This is a genomic window from Mizugakiibacter sediminis, assembly GCF_000953855.2.
In the GTDB taxonomy this organism is placed as follows: Bacteria; Pseudomonadota; Gammaproteobacteria; order Xanthomonadales; family Rhodanobacteraceae; genus Mizugakiibacter; species Mizugakiibacter sediminis.
In genome coordinates, this window is record NZ_DF970153.1 from 1 (window position 1) to 17,224 (window position 17,224).

Annotated in this window: 15 protein-coding genes; 8 read left to right on the forward strand and 7 right to left on the reverse strand. The window is 70.6% G+C overall.

Annotated features, from left to right (window positions below):
• The coding region (locus MBSD_RS02445) for a sensor domain-containing diguanylate cyclase (RefSeq protein ID WP_114693186.1) at positions 1 to 1,659 on the forward strand (1,659 nt) is incomplete at its 5' end.
• A 186-nt stretch (positions 1,660 to 1,845) separates the two neighbouring features.
• Positions 1,846 to 2,181, forward strand: coding sequence for a hypothetical protein (locus MBSD_RS15095; protein WP_148667792.1), 336 nt, complete (start codon positions 1,846 to 1,848; stop codon positions 2,179 to 2,181).
• 140 nt (positions 2,182 to 2,321) lie between these two features.
• Here MBSD_RS15095 and MBSD_RS02450 read toward each other — a convergent pair whose 3' ends face one another.
• A complete protein-coding gene (locus MBSD_RS02450) occupies positions 2,322 to 4,469 on the reverse strand; it encodes a TonB-dependent receptor family protein (protein WP_062534736.1) in 2,148 nt (715 codons plus the stop codon).
• 138 nt (positions 4,470 to 4,607) lie between these two features.
• Here MBSD_RS02450 and MBSD_RS02455 point away from each other — a divergent pair, with 138 nt between their 5' ends.
• Positions 4,608 to 6,020 (forward strand): tryptophan--tRNA ligase, encoded by a 1,413-nt coding sequence (locus MBSD_RS02455; protein ID WP_062534738.1) that lies wholly within the window; start codon positions 4,608 to 4,610, stop codon positions 6,018 to 6,020.
• A gap of 2 nt (positions 6,021 to 6,022) precedes the next feature.
• Complete coding sequence (locus tag MBSD_RS02460; protein ID WP_062534740.1) at positions 6,023 to 6,340, forward strand: hypothetical protein; 318 nt, start codon at positions 6,023 to 6,025, stop codon at positions 6,338 to 6,340.
• Here the strand turns inward: MBSD_RS02460 and MBSD_RS02465 are convergent.
• The 5 genes from MBSD_RS02465 to pdhA all read right to left on the reverse strand — a co-directional run bounded on the left by MBSD_RS02465 (position 6,328) and on the right by pdhA (position 11,246).
• Positions 6,328 to 7,122, reverse strand: a complete 795-nt coding sequence (locus tag MBSD_RS02465) for a DUF5694 domain-containing protein (protein WP_062534742.1) — start codon at positions 7,120 to 7,122, stop codon at positions 6,328 to 6,330. The two genes, MBSD_RS02460 and MBSD_RS02465, sit on opposite strands and share 13 nt — an antisense overlap.
• A gap of 83 nt (positions 7,123 to 7,205) precedes the next feature.
• The gene (locus MBSD_RS02470) at positions 7,206 to 7,589 is read right to left on the reverse strand and encodes a VOC family protein (protein ID WP_062534744.1); all 384 of its coding nucleotides are present in this window, start codon (positions 7,587 to 7,589) and stop codon (positions 7,206 to 7,208) included.
• 119 nt (positions 7,590 to 7,708) lie between these two features.
• The gene (locus MBSD_RS02475; protein ID WP_062534746.1) at positions 7,709 to 9,046 is read right to left on the reverse strand and encodes a dihydrolipoamide acetyltransferase family protein; all 1,338 of its coding nucleotides are present in this window, start codon (positions 9,044 to 9,046) and stop codon (positions 7,709 to 7,711) included.
• Positions 9,047 to 9,168: 122 nt separating this feature from the next.
• On the reverse strand, positions 9,169 to 10,149 hold the full coding sequence (locus MBSD_RS02480) for an alpha-ketoacid dehydrogenase subunit beta (protein ID WP_062534748.1): 981 nt from the start codon (positions 10,147 to 10,149) through the stop codon (positions 9,169 to 9,171).
• A 17-nt stretch (positions 10,150 to 10,166) separates the two neighbouring features.
• Positions 10,167 to 11,246 (reverse strand): pyruvate dehydrogenase (acetyl-transferring) E1 component subunit alpha, encoded by a 1,080-nt coding sequence (pdhA, locus tag MBSD_RS02485; RefSeq protein ID WP_062534750.1) that lies wholly within the window; start codon positions 11,244 to 11,246, stop codon positions 10,167 to 10,169.
• Positions 11,247 to 11,475: 229 nt separating this feature from the next.
• Here pdhA and kynA point away from each other — a divergent pair, with 229 nt between their 5' ends.
• A complete protein-coding gene (kynA, locus tag MBSD_RS02490; RefSeq protein WP_062534752.1) occupies positions 11,476 to 12,327 on the forward strand; it encodes a tryptophan 2,3-dioxygenase in 852 nt (283 codons plus the stop codon).
• Positions 12,328 to 12,537: 210 nt separating this feature from the next.
• Complete coding sequence (locus MBSD_RS02495) at positions 12,538 to 14,061, forward strand: peptide MFS transporter (protein ID WP_062534754.1); 1,524 nt, start codon at positions 12,538 to 12,540, stop codon at positions 14,059 to 14,061.
• An 82-nt stretch (positions 14,062 to 14,143) separates the two neighbouring features.
• Here MBSD_RS02495 and MBSD_RS02500 read toward each other — a convergent pair whose 3' ends face one another.
• Complete coding sequence (locus MBSD_RS02500; RefSeq protein ID WP_062534756.1) at positions 14,144 to 14,584, reverse strand: MarR family winged helix-turn-helix transcriptional regulator; 441 nt, start codon at positions 14,582 to 14,584, stop codon at positions 14,144 to 14,146.
• A 119-nt stretch (positions 14,585 to 14,703) separates the two neighbouring features.
• On the opposite strand from MBSD_RS02500, the gene hppD reads away from it, so the two are divergent.
• Positions 14,704 to 15,768: a 4-hydroxyphenylpyruvate dioxygenase gene (gene hppD, locus MBSD_RS02505; protein WP_114693187.1), complete on the forward strand. Its 1,065-nt coding sequence runs from the start codon at positions 14,704 to 14,706 to the stop codon at positions 15,766 to 15,768.
• Positions 15,769 to 15,812: 44 nt separating this feature from the next.
• Positions 15,813 to 17,147 (forward strand): homogentisate 1,2-dioxygenase, encoded by a 1,335-nt coding sequence (gene hmgA / locus MBSD_RS02510; RefSeq protein WP_062534760.1) that lies wholly within the window; start codon positions 15,813 to 15,815, stop codon positions 17,145 to 17,147.
• Positions 17,148 to 17,224: the final 77 nt, after the last annotated feature.

Sequence of the window (17,224 nt, forward strand, 5' to 3'; positions counted from 1 at the left end):
CCCCTGGCGCGGCCGCACGGCCGCGTCCTGCTGGCGGCCGGCGGCCTGTCGCCGCTGCCGTTCGACGGCACGGTGTCCGCCTGGCAGGCGGCCGCCGCGGGCCTGATCGCGCTGCTGGCGTGCGCCGCTCACGCCGCGTATCGCCTGCGTCGGCGCCTGGCACGCCAGCAGGCGGTGCTGCGCGCGATCGCGGCCTGCGTCGAGGCGCCGCTGTACGCGGAAGACGCGCGCGGCCGCCGCTGGCTGGCCAACGCCGCCGCCGCGGCGCTGCCGGCGGACGACGCGCACGCGCCCGGCGCGGCCGTGCAACTCGAATTGCCGGGGCGCGGCCGGCATACCTTCGAACTCGATCGCCTGCCGCTGCGCGACGCGCGCGGCCGCCCGTTCGGCACGCTCGGCTGCGGCCGCGATCTCACCGACATGCTGGAGGCGCAGGCCGCGCGGGCGGAACGCGACGCGCTGCAGCGGGCGCTGTTCGCGCACAATCCGCTGCCGGTGCTGATCTACGACGAGACCTCGCTGCGCATCCTCGACGTCAACGCGGCGGCAACGAGGTTGTACGGCTGGACGCGCGACGAGTTCCTCGGCCTCGATCTCTACGGCATCCGGCCGGTCGAGGAAGCCGAGCGCCTGCGCGCCTACGTCAGCCAGCCTCGCCCCGACCATGTCGCCTGCGTGCAGGGTTGGCGGCATCGGCGCAAGGACGGCACGCTGCTGGACGTCGAGATCACCTCGACGCGCGTGGAGCGCGACGGCCGTGCCGTGCGCATCGCCATCGTCCGCGACGTCACCGAGGAGCGCCGGCAGCAGCGCGCGCTGGGCGACATCGAGCGCCGCTACCGCGATCTGGTCGAGGCCGGTCTCGGCATGATCTGGTCGCACGACCTCGAGGGCCGCCTGCTGATGGTCAACACGGCGATGGCGCAGGCGCTGGGGCATACGGCGGCGGAACTGGTCGGCCGCAACCTGGTCGATTTCGTGCCCGAGCAGGGTCGCCAGGCCTTCTACGAGTACCTGATGCGCATCCGCAACCTGCGTCGCGATGCCGGCGTCGTGCAGGTGCTGGCGCGTGGCGGCGAGCGCCGCGTCTGGCAGTATCGCAACGTGTACTACGCCGATGGCGATCCGCAGCCCTACGTGCTCGGCTCCGCGCAGGACATCACGCTGCGCTACCACTACGAACTGCGCCTGCGCGAGCAGAACCAGAAGGACGCGCTGACCGGCGCGTACAACCGCCGCTACCTCGAGCACTTCGCCGCGCGTGCGACGCCGGGACAGCGCTGGGGCTGCATCGTGGTCGACCTCGACCACTTCAAGCACTACAACGACACCTACGGCCACGAGAAGGGCGACGAGATCCTGCTCGGCATCACGCGCTTCCTGCAGCAGAATTCGCGCGCCGGCGACGCAGTGGTGCGCCTCGGCGGCGACGAATTCCTGATCCTGCTGCCGGACGCCAGCACGGCGGTCGTGCGCGAGGTGGCCGGGCGCCTGCGCGAGGGCGTGGCGCGCAACGAGATCTGCGTGGACTTCTCCATGGGCTGGGCGGTGCGCCAGGACGACGAGCCGGTCGAGGCCACCATCCGCCGCGCCGACCAGTCGCTGATCCAGGTGCGCGCCGCCACGCGCGGCCGCGAAGCGCGCATGCCGCGGCACTGAGCGCCGCACCCAGCGCGGCAACGCCGAACCGCTCGACGCCGTCCCGACGCAAGCCGGGGCCCAGCCGTGACACGCTTTCGCCCGCGCTGCCCTGCGTCTCCACTTGACATCGGAGGGTTGATGCTAAAACCCTAATATGGGGGTCCGGACGCAATGTCCGGTGCCATGCATCAGGGAGGATGGCTCGTGGCGCACTCAGCCCGTCTCGCGTCCGTCGTTATCGCGACGTTGCTTCTGGTCTTGGCTTCCATCTCGCCGGCCGCTGCGCAATCGGTCAGCGGTGCGGATGAGCTCAGGCAGCTCGTTCCGCGCGACGATGCACGTCATGTCGCTGACGACGACTTGTTCGGCGGCCGATTCGATCCCTACACAGGCGCCGTCGAGTTCACCCAGACCGACGCTTCGCTGGCAGGATCCAGTGCACTGCCGGTGCAGATCACGCGCACCTTTCGTGTTGGCGATCCACGACCGATTTCTCGTACCAGTGCCGGCGAATTCAACAACGAGCTGCGCCACGCATGAAGGGCAGTACAAGTTGAGTCATTACCCGACGCTCGGGCTTCGATGGCGTAGGCCACTGGTTCTTCGTGCGCGCGCGGTCCATCGACGTCCGTTCGCGCTCTTTCGATCAATCTCCTGAGGCGGCAACGCCCTTGGGGCGCCTAGAAACTCAGCGCCGCGCCGGCATACCAGGTGCGGCCGTCGGCCGGCTCGAGGCCGGTCTGCCATACGCGCGCGTAGTAGCGCTTGTCGCCGAGGTTGGCGACGCCGCCCAAGAGGCGCAGCCACGGCGTCGGTTGCCAGTCGCCGGCGAGGTCCCACACGGTGTACTGCGGGATCTTCGCCGGCAGGAACGCATCGCCCGCGCCCTTCGGCTGGTTGGAGTCCTGCCAGTACTGCGAGGCCACCGACACGCCGGTCAGGCTGAGCTTGACGCCGGCATCGGTGCGCCAGGTCAGGCCGGCCTTGGCGAGGTAGCGCGGCGCGTATGCCGGGATGAGGCCGATCTGCGCCAGATTGGCGCTGGCGGTGAAGCGCGCGTTCAGCAGGCTCAGGCTGGCGAAGGCGACGAGATGCTGGCCGCTGTCGCCGCGGGCGAGGAAGTCGTAGCTCAGTTCGCCCTCGAAGCCGCGATGGCGCGTGTCGCCGCTGTTGACGTTGATCACGTCGGTGGCGTTGATGCGCTGCGTCTCGATGCGGTTCCTGAAGTCGATCCAGAACACGCTGGCGTCGTAGTAGAGGCCGGCGACCGGCGTGCCGTGCACGCCGGCCTCCCACGACAGCGACTTCGACGGATCCAGCGTGCCGGTCGGGCGCAGGTTGGCGAACGGCGAGGCGATGTCGAAGTAGCGCAGCGGGCGCCAGCCTTGCGAGACGTTGAAGTAGGTCTCGTTCTGGTGGCCGAAGTCGTTGCCGATGCCGAGCCCGAACAGCGGCACGGTGCGGCTGGCCGCGGTGTCGATCAGCGGGCGGGTCAGGAACGGCGGGCGCACGCTCTCGTCGACGGCGACGCGCTCGTGCTCGATGCGCACCGACGGCACGATGTGGATGCGGTGCGGCAGGCGGAACACGTTCTCGGCGAACACCGCGGCGTAGTCGCTGCTGCGCTGCTGGCGCAGGCGCGGCGTGCCGCTGCGGTCGTAGCGGTCGACGGCGAGGTCGGGCGAGGTCCACTGCCGGAATGGCGCGTCGGCGTGGTAGAGCACGGTGCCGGCGGTGAAGGCGTTGCCGCGGCCCCAGCGGTGGCGCACGCGCAGGTCGGTGCCGGTGGTGCGGAACTGCTCGTCCTGCAGGGTGGTGCTGGTCGGCGGCGGCTGCGGCGGCACGAAGCCGGCGGCGCTGCGGCTGGCGAGGTCCTGGTAGCCGGTCCAGGCCTTGCCCTCGAAGTACCACGCGTCGCCGAATTCGCGCTCGTGGCTGAGCACCAGCGAGGTGCGGTCGACCCAGTTGCGGTTGGCCGGCGTCACCGTCAGGTCCGGGTTCGCCTGCCACTGCGGGAAGCCGATGCGGCCGGCATCGCCGGCCTCGGCGCGATAGGCGTGCAGGTCGAGACCCCAATGCTGGCGCTCGTCCGGGCGCCAGCCGAGGTAGAAGTCGGCGTTGCGCACGCGCGAGTCGCTGTTGTCGCGCGGCCCGTCGCTGCGCATCCAGGCGGCGTCGGCGCGGAACTCCCACGGCCCGGCGGTGCCTTCCAGCGCGTTGTAGCTGGAGACGAGGTTGTGGCTGCCGACCACGTTCTCGGTGACGCCGCTCAGCGGCGCGCCCGGCTGCGGCCGGCGGCTGACGAAGTTGACCACCGGCGCCGGCTCCGGCCCGTACAGCAGGCTGGAGCCGCCACGGATCAGCTGCACTTCCTCGACGTTCTGCGGCAGCGGCAGGTAGTACAGGGTGGGGAAGCCGATCCAGTCGCTCATGATCGGCAGGCCGTCCTGCATCACCAGCGTGTACTCGGACTCCTGCGGGTTGCCGATGCCGCGGTAGCTCAGGTTGAACTGCGTGGGCGTCTGCTGCTCGGACACCAGCAGGCCGGGCGAGCGCACCAGCAGTTCGCGCGGGTTGTTGCCGATCACCGTCGGCTGCTGGTCGAGCTTGGTGACGGTGGTCTTCTTGGTGACGGTGATCCTCGCGCCGTCGACCTCCTTCATCAGGTGGTCGAGCTTGGCCGGCGTGTCGTCGCGGGCGCGGTCGCGCACCTCCACGCGCGGCAGTTCCTTGGCCGGCGGCGTCGTGTCCTGCGCGGCGGCGGCGCGCGCGCCGAGGACGGCGGGCAGGGCGGCGGCGAGGGCCAGGGCGAGGCGGGTGCGCGGCATCGTCGGTTTCCGAAGGGGGAAAGGCCGCCAGCATAACCGGCGCCGCGCCCGCATCCGCATGTGCGCAAAGCCACGGCGCCGTTGCGCGGGGGCGGGCATCCCGTACACTTGCCGGTCCCGCCTCCGCGACGCCCGCCCATGACCCTCCGCGTCCTCACCGGCATCACCACCACCGGCACGCCGCATCTCGGCAACTACGTCGGCGCGATCCGTCCGGCGATCGCCGCCAGCCGCCGCGCGGAGGTGGAGTCGTTCTACTTCCTCGCCGACTACCACGCGCTGATCAAGTGCGACGATCCCGCGCGCATCCAGCGCTCGCGCCTGGAGATCGCCGCGAGCTGGCTGGCCGCGGGCCTCGATCCGGACAAGGTCACCTTCTACCGCCAGTCCGACATCCCGGAGATCCCGGAGCTGACCTGGCTGCTGACCTGCGTCACCGCGAAGGGTTTGATGAACCGCGCGCACGCCTACAAGGCCGCGGTCGACGCCAACCTCGCCGCTGGCGAGGATGCCGATGCCGGCGTCAGCATGGGCCTGTACAGCTATCCGATCCTGATGGCCGCCGACATCCTGATGTTCAACGCGCACCAGGTGCCGGTCGGCCGCGACCAGGTGCAGCATATCGAGATGGCGCGCGACATCGGCGCGCGCTTCAACCACCTGTTCGGCGCCGGCCGCGACTACTTCGTGCTGCCGGAGGTGGTGATCGAGGAGCAGGTGGCGACGCTGCCCGGCCTCGACGGCCGCAAGATGTCGAAGAGCTACGACAACACCATCCCGCTGTTCGAGGGCGGCGCCAAGCGCCTGCGCGACAGCATCCTGCGCATCGTCACCGACTCGAAGGCGCCGGGCGAGCCGAAGGACGCCGAGAACTCGCACCTGTTCGCGATCTACCGCGCCTTCGCCGACGCCGAGGAGAGCGCGGCGTTCCGCCGCGAGCTGGAAGGCGGCCTCGCCTGGGGCGAGGCCAAGCAGCGCCTGTTCGAGCGCCTGGACGCCGAACTGGCGCCGATGCGCGAGCGCTACGAGCAGCTGATCGCGCGGCCGGCCGAGATCGAGGACATCCTGCAGGCCGGCGCCAGGAAGGCGCGCGCGATCGCCACGCCGTTCCTCACCGAGCTGCGCGCGGCGGTCGGCCTGCGCCCGATGCGCGAGCCGGGCGCGCCGGCGCCGGCGAAGGCGAGGAAGAAGGGCGCGAAGAGCGCGCGCTTCGTCTCCTTCCGCGAGAAGGACGGCCATTTCCATTTCCGCCTGCTCGACGCCGACGGCGAGGAACTGCTGCTGTCGGTGCCGTTCGAGGACCCGCAGGCGGCCGGCGAATGGATCCGCGTGCTGCAGAAATCCGGCGGCGCGGCGTCGTTCGCCTGGGGGCCGGGCGACCTCGAGATCCGCAAGACCGAACACGTCGGCGGTCACGCCTACGAGCTGTGGTACGGCCGCGAGCGCCTCGCCGAGGGCGGGCCCTTCGCCGACGCCGCCGCGCGCGAGGCGGCGATCGAGCGGCTGGTCGGCGCGATGGAGTCGCTCTGGCAACAGGCCGCGGAGGGCTGAGCGTGCGCTTCCTCGCCGTGCTGCTGCTGGCGCCGTGGCTGGCGATCCTCGGCGGCCTGTACTGGGCGTTCCCGCGCCGGCTGCCGCGCACGTTCGCGCGGCGCGCGTTCGACCTCGCCGCGCTGCTGATCGCCGCGGCGGCCACGCTGTCGCTGGCCGACGCCGGCTATTCCGCCGACCACGGCGATGCCGGCGCGATCTGGAAGCAGGTGATCGCCGCGCTGGCCGCCTACGGCGCCTTCGCCGGCGTGCTGCTGGCGGCGCTGCTGCTGCGCGCGCGGCTGTTCCGCGCGCGCGCCGTGCCCGCTCAGGGCAGGTAGCCGTTCGCCTCGACCAGCCGGTAGCCCGGCATCTCCTGCACGCACTGGCGCAGCAGGAAGGCGTGGCCGGCGCCGTAGAACACCACCACGCGGTCGCCCGCGCGCGCGCGCTGCACCAGGTTGGCGCAGATGGCGAAGTTGCGCTTGTACCAGTCGGTCAGCAGATCGACGCCCGGTTGCTGCGCGCCGGCGCCGATGCGCAGCATCTGCCGGTAGAACGCGTTGTCGCGGGCGATGCGCGCCGGATCGTTGAGGAAGCGCAGCACGTCGGCGACCGTATCGGCGTCGATCTTCGCCTGCATCGCGCGCACGAAGGCCTCCACCTGCGCGTTGGCGTCGGCGAGGATCGCCTGCTGGCCGTGCGCCTTGGCATAGGTCTCGACCGCGGCGTAGGGAAAGTCGCCCTCGACGTCGAGGCCGTCGACTTCGCGCAGGCCGGCGAGCTTGGCCAGCCGGAAGCCGAGCTGCACCACTTCGTTGCGCGATTCGCCCAGCGTGCCGCCGAGGTAGGCTGCGTAGCGCGTCGCGGCGAGGTCCGCCGGCCACTCGACGGCGACGCGCGTCGGCTCGAAGCGCGCCAGGTGCGCGGCGACGTCGGCGAGTTCCCGCTGCCGGCGCGGGGCCAGCACGTCGTCGGCGTGCGCGTTGTGGATGTCGCGGCCGGGGTTGGCCATGTGGTAGGTGCCGACGATCATCACTTCGACGTCGGCCGGCGCGGCCCCTGCGGAAGGCGAGAGGGCGGCGAGAGCGAGGAACAGGACGGGCAGCATCCAGCGGCGCATCGGCGGATCTCGGCGGGGAGGATTGCCGCTGGGATGCGCCGGCGGCCGCCAGGGTTTGGCCCGCGCCGCCGCGCCGCGGCGGCTCAGGCCGATTCCCAGCGGTTGGCGTTGCCTTCGAGCTGCTCGCGCGGGCGCAGCACCACGCAGAAGCGGTGGCCGGTCGGCGCCTGCATCACCCACCAGCGCTTGACGAACCCGATGCGCTTCGCGCCCAGCGCCTCCAGGCGCTCGACCTCGGCCTCGAGGTCGTCGGTGGCGATGTCGAGGTGCGCGCGGCTGTCGTGCTCGACGTGCTGCAACAGCAGTTCGAGGCCGTCCGGCGCGCCGGCGAACTCGCGGTAGCGCAGGTCGCTCTCGGCGGGCGGCTTGGTGGGCAGGCCGAGCGCGGCGCTCCAGAAGCGCGCCGCGGCCTCGAAGTCGTCGGTGCGGCAGTCGATTACGAAACCGGCGAGACGGCTGTAGTGCATGGCGGACTCCTCGATGGCTTCGCGGCGGAATCACGTTCCGCTCGCCCCGCAGGGTGGGCTGAAACCCACCCTGCACCCACGCTACGAAGCTACGCTTTTCCGAGCCCCGAGTCCCGCCCTCAGAGCGGCTTCGCCAGATCGTCCAGCATCGCCTTGAGGAAGCGCGCCGCCTCGTCGCCGGTCACCGCGCGGTGGTCGAAGGTCAGCGACAGCGGGATCACGCGGTGCGTCTCGATGCCGCCCATCACCGGCACCAGTTCGTGGCGCAGCTTGCCGGCGCCGACGATGGCGACGCACGGCGGCACCACCACCGGCGAGGCGTAGCGGCCGGCGAACATGCCGAAGTTGGACAGCATGATCGTGTAGCCCTTCAGCTCCTCCGGCGGGATGCTGCGGTCGAGCACGGCGGCGCGCGCACGGTTGACCGCGGCGCGGATGCCGGCGGCGTCGAGCACGTCGGCGTTGCGCACCGCCGGCACGAACAGGCCTTCCTCGGTGTCGACGGCGAGGCCGATGTCGACGTGCGGATGCAGCGTGCGTGTCAGCGCCTCGCCGTCGAACCAGGCGTTCAGCGCCGGCACGGTCTTGCAGGCGACCACCATCGCGCGGATCAGGCGCACGGTGATGTCGTTGCCGGGCTGCCAGTGGTGCAGGTCGGCGTCGTCGACGATGGAGGTGGGCACCACTTTCGCGTGCGAGTCGGCCATCACCCGCGCCATGTTGCGGCGCACGCCCTTGAGCTGTTCCGGCTGGCCCAGCGCCTCGACGTGCGCGGGCATGGTGCGCATCGGCTTGCCGGCGGCGGACAGCGTGCTGCGCTGCGGGGCGAGATGCGGCGTCGCCGGCGCCGCGGCCGGCATCGGCGCGGCGGCGGGCGCGGCGCCGGCGCGCGCGGTGCCCGCGGCGGCGGCGTCCTTGACGTCCTTCAGCGTGACCACGCCGCCCTCGCCGGACGGCGCGACGCGCGCGAGGTCGACGCCCAGCTTCTTCGCCAGCGCGCGCACCGCCGGCACCGCCTTCACGCCGCCGACGCTGGTGTACTGCGCGCCGACCACGCGGTCGCTCGCCTCCATCGCGCCGACCACGGTGCCGGCGTCGCCTCCCGGCGCGGCCCTGGCCGCTTCCGCGGCAGCGGGTTTCGCCGCCGCGGGTTTCGGCGGCGGCGCGTGGTGGTGGCCGGTGCCCTCGGCCTCGGCGCGCTGCGGCAGGCTGGGATCGAGTTCGAACTCGGCCAGCGCCGCGCCGGTGGCGATCACGTCGCCGGGTTTGCCGTGCAGGCGCGTGACCTTGCCGGAGTAGGGCGAGGGCACGTCGACCACGGCCTTGGCGGTCTCCATCGAGACCAGCGGCGCGTCGAGGCGGATGGTGTCGCCTTCCTTGACGTGCCACTCGACGATCTCGGCGTCGGGCAGGCCTTCGCCGAGGTCCGGCAGGAGGAAAGTCTTGATGTCGGCCATGGTGCTATCCGTGTTGGGGCTGCGGTAGGTAATGAATGAGGGGGTGGGGAGCAGGGGTCCGATGCGGCTGCCTGGGTGTTCCACTCCCTGCCGAGCGAGCGCAGCGAGCGGCCCACTCCCCTTCAGCTTGCCGCCAGCGTGCGCTTGGCCGCGGCGACGATGCGCTCCACGCTGGGCAGGTATTTCATCTCCAGCCGGAACAGCGGGATGTGGGTGTCGTAGCCGGTGACGCGCTCGACCGGCGCGAGCAGGTCGTACATCGCCTGCTCGGCGAGGCGCGCGGCGATCTCGGCGCCGAAGCCGGCGGTGCGCGGCGCCTCGTGCACGATCACGCAGCGGCCGGTCTTCTTCACCGACTCGTGGATGGTGTCGAAGTCGAGCGGCTTCAGCGTGGCGACGTCGATCACTTCCGCGCTGATGCCCTCGGCGGCCAGCGCGTCCGCGGCCTCCAGCGTCTCCTTCACCTGCGCGCCCCAGGTGACCAAGGTCACGTCGGTGCCGTCGCGCAGCACGAAGCACACGTCCAGCGGCAGCGCCTCGCCGTCGTCCGGCACCTCCTCCTTGTACTGGCGGTAGATGCGCTTCGGCTCGAAGAAGATCACCGGATCGGGATCGCGGATCGCCGCCAGCAGCAGGCCGTAGGCGCGGCTGGGCGAGGACGGCAGCACCACGCGCAGGCCGGGGATGTTGGTGAACAGGTGCTCGTTCGCCTCCGAGTGGTGCTCGGGGGCGTGGATGCCGCCGCCCCACGGCGCGCGCCACACCGCCGGCACGCTGAGGCGGCCGCGCGTGCGGTTGCGCATGCGCGCGGCGTGACAGGCGATCTGCTCCATCATCGGATAGATGAAGCCCTCGAACTGCGCCTCGGCGACGGGCTTCATCCCCTGCGCGGCGAGGCCGACGGTGACGCCGGCGATGGTGGTCTCGTCCAGCGGCGTGTCGATCACGCGCAGCTCGCCGAACTTCTCCTGCAGGCCGACGGTGGCGCGGAACACGCCGCCGTTGACGCCGACGTCCTCGCCGAGCACGACCACGGACGGGTCCCGGGCCATCTCGTGGGCGAGCGCCATGGTGACCGCTTCGATAAGGGTGACTTGTGCCATGTGTCGGTGCTCCCCGCTCAGTGGCCGCGCTCGAGCGCGATGGCCTGCTCGCGCTGCTGGGCGAGATCCGCCGGCAGCTCGGCGTAGAGGTAGTCGAACATCGCCTCGACCGGCTGCGCGCGCGTCTTCAGGTAGGCGTTCACCTCCTCGTCCATCCACGCCTCACACTCGGCTTTCCAGGCCTCCTCCTTCTTGGCGTCCCAGGCCTTCTTCGATTCCAGCCACGCGCGCAGGCGCTTGACCGGGTCGCGCGTCCACGCTTCCTTCACCTCGGCCTCGCTGCGGTAGCGGCGCGCGTCGTCGGCGGTGGTGTGGTCGCCGAGGCGGTAGGTGACCGCCTCGATCACCGTGCCGCCCTGGCCGCTGCGCGCGCGCGCCAGCGCGTCGTCCATCGCCTTGCGCACGGCGATGATGTCGTTGCCGTCGACCTGGATGGCGAACAGGCCCGCGGCCAGGCCCTTCTGCGCCAGCGTCTTGGCGCCGGTCTGGATGCGCCGCGGCACCGAGATCGCCCACTGGTTGTTGACGATCACCGCCACCAGCGGCAGGTTCTGCGCGCCGGCGATGTTGATCGCGCCGTAGAAGTCGCCCTTGGAGGAGCCGCCGTCGCCGATCGTGCATACGGCCACGCGCTGCTCGCCGCGGATCTTGAACGCCAGCGCGGCGCCGGCCGCGTGCAGGCATTGCGTGCCGATCGGCACCGACCAGGCGAAGTCGTGCTTCGGCGCGTTCTGGAAGTCGTTGCCGCGCTCGTCGCCGCCCCAGTACAGGTACACCTCGCGCGGCTGCACGCCGCGGTAGAGCTGCGCGCCGTACTCGCGGTAGCTCGGCGCCAGCACGTCCTCGCGGCGCATCGCGCTGCCGATGCCGACGTGCGCGGCTTCGTGGCCGAGGCAGGAGGCGTAGGTGCCGAGCTTGCCGGTGCGCTGCAGCGCGATCGACTTGGTGTCGAACACGCGCGTCGACACCATCAGCTTGTACAGCTCGACCATGTGGTCGAGGTCGCGGGTGAATTCGGGGAAATCCTTGCGGACCGGCTTGCCCTCGGGGTCGAGGTACTGCAGGTATTCGATTTCGAACGTGGCGGCGATGGACACGTGTCCCTCCCGTGGGGGCGATGACTGGATCAGGGAGGCGACGGCCCATCCAGCGGGGCCGAGCGCGGTCGTCCTGGGCGGACGGAACCGCCTTGATAACAAGCGTCGTGTTGCAGTGCAAGGGACGGTGCAGCATGTGAACGGGGAGTGGGGAGTGGGCGCGCGTGTGCATCCTCGGCACTCAACGCCTACCATCTCCCTACTCCCTACTCCCTACTTCCCAACCCCCATGACCGAAGCGAACAAGCGCGAACTCGAAGCCGGCATCGAGCTGGACCTCAAGGGCCGCATCACCTACGGCGGCTACCTGCAGCTCGACCGCCTGCTGTCGGCGCAGCGGCCGCTGTCGGACCCGCCGCACCACGACGAGATGCTGTTCATCGTGCAGCACCAGACCTCGGAGCTGTGGATGAAGCTGGTGATCCACGAGCTGAAGGCGGCGCTGGAACATTTGCAGCACGATCGTCTCGATCCGTGCCTGAAGATCCTCGCGCGCGTGAAGCAGGTGCAGCGGCAGCTGTTCGAGCAGTGGGCGGTGCTGGAGACGCTGACCCCGGCGGAGTACATGCAGTTCCGCGCCGTGCTGGGGCCGGCCTCCGGCTTCCAGTCGCTGCAGTACCGCACCATCGAGTTCCTGCTCGGCAACAAGAACGCCGACATGCTGCAGGTGTTCGACCACGACCCCGCGGCGCAGGCCGAGCTGCGGGCGGTGCTGCAGGCGCCCAGCCTGTACGACGAATTCCTGCGCTACCTGGCGCGGCGCGGCCACGCGGTGCCGCAGGCCTGCCTCGAGCGCGACTTCGCCCAGCCGTACCAGCGCCGGCCGGAACTGGTGCCGGTGCTGAAGCGCATCTACGAGCACACCGACGCGTACTGGCCCGAGTACCACATGTGCGAGCAGCTGGTCGACGTCGAGGAGAGCTTCCAGCTCTGGCGTTTCCGCCACATGAAGACCGTGGAGCGCATCATCGGCTACAAGCGCGGCACCGGCGGCTCCTCCGGCGTCGCCTTCCTGAAGCGCGCGCTCGAGCTGACCTTCTTCCCCGAGCTGCTGGAAGTGCGCACGGTGCTCGGCACCTGAGCGCGCCGATGCGGCAGACATCCGTGCCGCCCCTGCGGCTTCGGCCGCCGGCCGCAGCCATGCGACGCGGCTGAAACCGCTCCCGCGGGCGTCTCCGGTTTGACGCGCGCACGGCGCAGCGGGTAAACCTCCCCGCGCGCGGCGGAGGGGCCGCGCCGTTTCCGCCCGGGCGTCCGCCGCCCGGACCATCCGTCGCTATCCGGGGGAGCCATGGCCACCACGAGCGAAACCACGCCCGCATTGCCGAGCTATCCGCAGATGCTCGGCCATCCCAAGCCGCTGTGGATGCTGTTCATGAGCGAGTTCTGGGAGCGCTTCTGCTTCTACGGCATGCGCTGGATGCTGGCGCTGTACATCGTCGCGCAGTTCTACGGCGGCGAGGCGATCGGCGAGAAGAGCGCGAACGACACCTACGGCGCCTACCTGGCGCTGGTCTACGCCACCGCGATCCTCGGCGGCCAGGTCGCCGACCGCATCCTCGGCTTCCAGCGCACCGTGCTGCTGGGCGCGGCGTTCATCTCCGTCGGCCTGTTCGTGCTGCTGGTGCCGACACAGGCGGTGTTCATGTACGGGCTGTCGCTGGTGATCGTCGGCAACGGCATGTTCAAGCCGAACATCTCCTCGATGGTCGGCCAGCTCTACGCGCAGGGCGATCCGCGCCGCGACCGCGGCTTCACCCTGTTCTACATGGGCATCAACGCCGGCGGTCTGGTCGCGCCGCTGGTCACCGGCTACGTCGCCGCGAAGTTCGGCTACTTCGACGGCGCCGGCGTGGCCGAGCGCGCCAACGGCCTGCGCATCGCCTTCGCCGTGGCCGGACTGGGCATGGTGATCTCCTGGCTGTGGTTCTTCTTCGGCCGTCGGCAGCTGCTGGGCGTGGGCCGGCCGCCGGCCGGCGCCGAAGGCTACCGCCGCCTGCTGCTGGTGACCCTGGGCGGCCTCGCGCTCAGTCCGCTGATCTACTTCCTGCTGCACCACAACGAATGGCTGGCGGGCATGCTCGCCGTGCTGTTCGCCGGCTGCTGCGTGGCACTGGTCGCCGCCGGCCTGAAGGATGGCCCGGTGCAGCGCGATCGCATCTTCGCGCTGCTGATCCTGTTCACCGCCAACGTGCTGTTCTGGATGTTCTTCGAGCAGGCCGGCGGTTCGTTCAACTTCCTCGCCGAGAAGGTGGTGGACCGCGACTTCGGCGGCTGGGAATTCCCGGTCGGCTGGTTCCAGTCGGTCAACCCGCTGGCGATCGTGGTGCTGGCGCCGCTGGTGACGATCGTCTGGGGCTGGCTGGACCGGCGCAACCTCGAGCCGTCCATCCCGCGCAAGTTCGGCATCGGCCTGATCGGCAACGCGCTCGGCTTCCTGGTGCTGGTGATCGCGCTGAAGGAGTTCGTCAGCGACGCCGGCCTGATCCCGTTCTCGGCGCTGGCGCTGTGCTACGTGATGCAGACGGTCGGCGAACTGCACCTGTCGCCGATCGGACTGTCGATGGTCACCAAGCTGGCGCCGGCGCGCATGGTCGGCGTGACCATGGGCGCCTGGTTCCTGTCGATCGCGATCGGCAATTCGCTGGCCGGCGCGCTCGGCAAGTGGATCAGCGCGGAAGGCGGCGAGCAGGGCCTGACCGTGGCGACCGCGCTGTCCGGCTACACCTTCGGCTTCTGGCTGCTGCTCGGCATCGGCGTGCTGGTGCTGGCGGTGGCGCCGCTGATCAACCGGCTGACGCACGGGGTGAGGTGAGGCGGGCCGGGAGCGGGGAGCAAGGAGCAGGGAAGGGAGGTAGCCGGGGCGTTGTTCGCTCCCGTCTCCTGCTCCCCGCCCCTCAAGCCATCAACAGCTTGTCGAGGATGCGCGCCAGCCAGGCGCGCTCCTCGGCGTCGAGGCGCGCCAGCACCTCGCGTTCCTGCGCGCGCGCCAGCGGGGCGACGGCGTCGTGCACCTTCCAGCCTTTCGCGGTGAGCCGCAGCACCGAGCGGCGCTTGTCGCCGTGGTGGGTACGTCGCGTCACGCGGCCGGCGGCGACCAGCCGCGCCACCGCGCGGCTGACCGCGACCTTGTCCATCGCCGTGCGCTCGGCGACCTCGCGCGCCGACAGGCCCTCGCCGTCGTAGCGCGCCAGCACGGCCATCACCCGCCACTCGGTCACCGACAGGTCGAAACGCCGCTCGTATTCGCGCGCGATCGCCTGGCTGACCGTGTTGGTCAGGATCGACAGCCGGTAGGGCAGGAAGCGCTCCAGCTCCAGCGGTGCGCGGTCGATCATGCTGCGGGGCGCCTTGCAAATGGTTTCATGTGAAACTATAAGGGATTCCTTTCCTGGCGCAACCTGCGCCGCAGCACGGTCACGGAGGTGCATCCATGAGCGCACAGGCGAACGCCGGCATGCAGCCGGTGCAGTTCGAGAATCCGATGGGCGTCGACGGCTTCGAGTTCGTCGAGTTCGCCGCCCCCGACCCGAGGCTGCTGCACACGCTGTTCCCGCAGCTCGGCTTCGTCGCGGTGGCGAAGCACCGCAACAAGGCGATCACCCTGTACCGCCAGGGCGGCTGCAACTTCCTGGTCAACGAGGAGCCGGGCTCGTTCGCGATGGATTTCGCCGCGCAGCACGGCCCGTGCGCGGCCGGCTTCGCCATCCGCTTCGCCAAACCGGCGGCGTGGGTGCGCGAACAGGCGCTGAAGAACGGCGCCGAGGCGGTCGGCGCCAAGGAAGCCAGCAAGGCGGTCGACGCGCCGGTGATCCGCGGCATCGGCGGCTGCATGCTCTACCTGGTCGACCGCTACGGCGCCAAGGGCGAGATCTACGACGGCGCCTTCGAGTACCTGCCGGGCGTCGAGCGGCACCCGAAGGGCTTCGGCCTCACCTTCATCGACCACCTCACCCATAACCTCCACTTCGGCAACATGGAGAAGTGGGCGAGCTACTACGAGCGCCTGTTCAACTTCCGCGAGATCCGCTACTTCGACATCAAGGGCGCCAAGACCGGCCTGGTGTCGAAGGCGATGACCGCGCCGGACGGCATGGTGCGCATCCCGCTGAACGAGTCCTCCGATCCGAAGAGCCAGATCAACGAATACCTCGACGAGTACAAGGGCGAGGGCATCCAGCACATCGCCTGCTTCACCGAGAACATCTACGAGACGGTGGAGGCGATGCGCAAGGCCGGCGTCGCCTTCCTCGACACGCCGGACACCTACTACGAGGTGATCGACCAGCGCATCCCCAACCACGGCGAGGACGTGGCGCGGATGGCGAAGAACCGGATCCTGATCGACGCCGACCCGGAAACCAAGAAGAAGCTGCTGCTGCAGATCTTCACGCAGAACTGCATCGGCCCGATCTTCTTCGAGATCATCCAGCGCAAGGGCAACCTCGGCTTCGGCGAAGGCAACTTCCAGGCGCTGTTCGAGTCGATCGAGCGCGACCAGATGCGGCGCGGCGTGCTGTAAGTCGCGCGCCGACCGCCACCGTCTCGCGTCACCGCGGAGCGAACATGACCACCAAGACCGCCGACACCGTGCTCGCCGCCGGCTACATGTCCGGCTTCGGCAACGAATTCGCCACCGAGGCGCTGCCCGGCGCGCTGCCGCGGGGGCAGAACTCGCCGCAGCGCGTGCCGTACGGGCTGTATGCCGAGCAGTTGTCCGGCACGGCGTTCACCGCGCCGCGCCACATGAACCGGCGCAGCTGGCTGTACCGCATCCGTCCGGCGGCGCTGCACCAGCCGTTCCGCCTGCTGGCGGACGGCCGCTTCCACAACCGTTTCGACGAGGCGCCGGCGACGCCCAACCAGCTGCGCTGGGATCCGTTCCCGCTGCCGCAGGCGCCGGCCGATTTCGTCGACGGCCTGTTCACCGTCGCCGGCAACGGCGGCGCGGCGGCGCAGAGCGGCGTCGGCATCCACGTCTACGCCGCCAACCGTCCGATGCAGGGCCGCTACTTCTACGACGCCGACGCCGAGCTGCTGATCGTGCCGCAGCAGGGCCGCCTGCGCATCGCCACCGAACTCGGCGTGCTGGACGTGGCGCCGGTCGAGATCGCGGTGATCCCGCGCGGCGTGCGCTTCCGCGTCGAGCTGCCGGACGGCACCGCGCGCGGCTACGTCTGCGAGAACTTCGGCGCGCCGCTGCGCCTGCCCGAGCTCGGCCCGATCGGCGCCAACGGCCTCGCCAACGCGCGCGACTTCCTCGCGCCGGTGGCGGCGTACGAGGACGTCGAGGGCGACTTCGAACTGCTCGCCAAGTTCCAGGGCGCGCTGTGGAGCGCCAGGCTCGGCCACTCGCCGCTGGACGTGGTCGCCTGGCACGGCAACCTCGCGCCGTACAAGTACGACCTGAACCGCTTCAACACGATCGGCTCGATCAGCTACGACCATCCCGATCCGTCGATCTTCACCGTGCTCACCTCGCCCAGCGACACCCCGGGCACGGCGAACATGGACTTCGCGATCTTCCCGCCGCGCTGGCTGGTGGCCGAGCACACCTTCCGGCCGCCGTGGTTCCACCGCAACGTCGCCAGCGAGTTCATGGGCCTGGTGCACGGCGTCTACGACGCCAAGGAAGGCGGCGCCAAGGGCGGCTTCGCGCCCGGCGGCGCCTCGCTGCACAACTGCATGAGCGGACACGGCCCGGACGCGGCGAGCTACGCCAAGGCAGTGGCGATCGACACCAGCAAGCCGCAGCACGTCGTCGACACCATGGCGTTCATGTTCGAGACGCGGCTGGTGATCCGCCCGACCCGGCAGGCGCTGGAAGCGCCGGGCCTGCAGGCCGACTACTGGCGCTGCTGGCAGGATCTCGGCAAGCACTTCGATCCGGAGCGCCGTTGATGCGGCGCGCGGCGATCGCGGCGACGCTGGCCGCGCTGCTGGGCGCGTGCGGCGCCGCGTCGCCGCCGCCGGCGGCC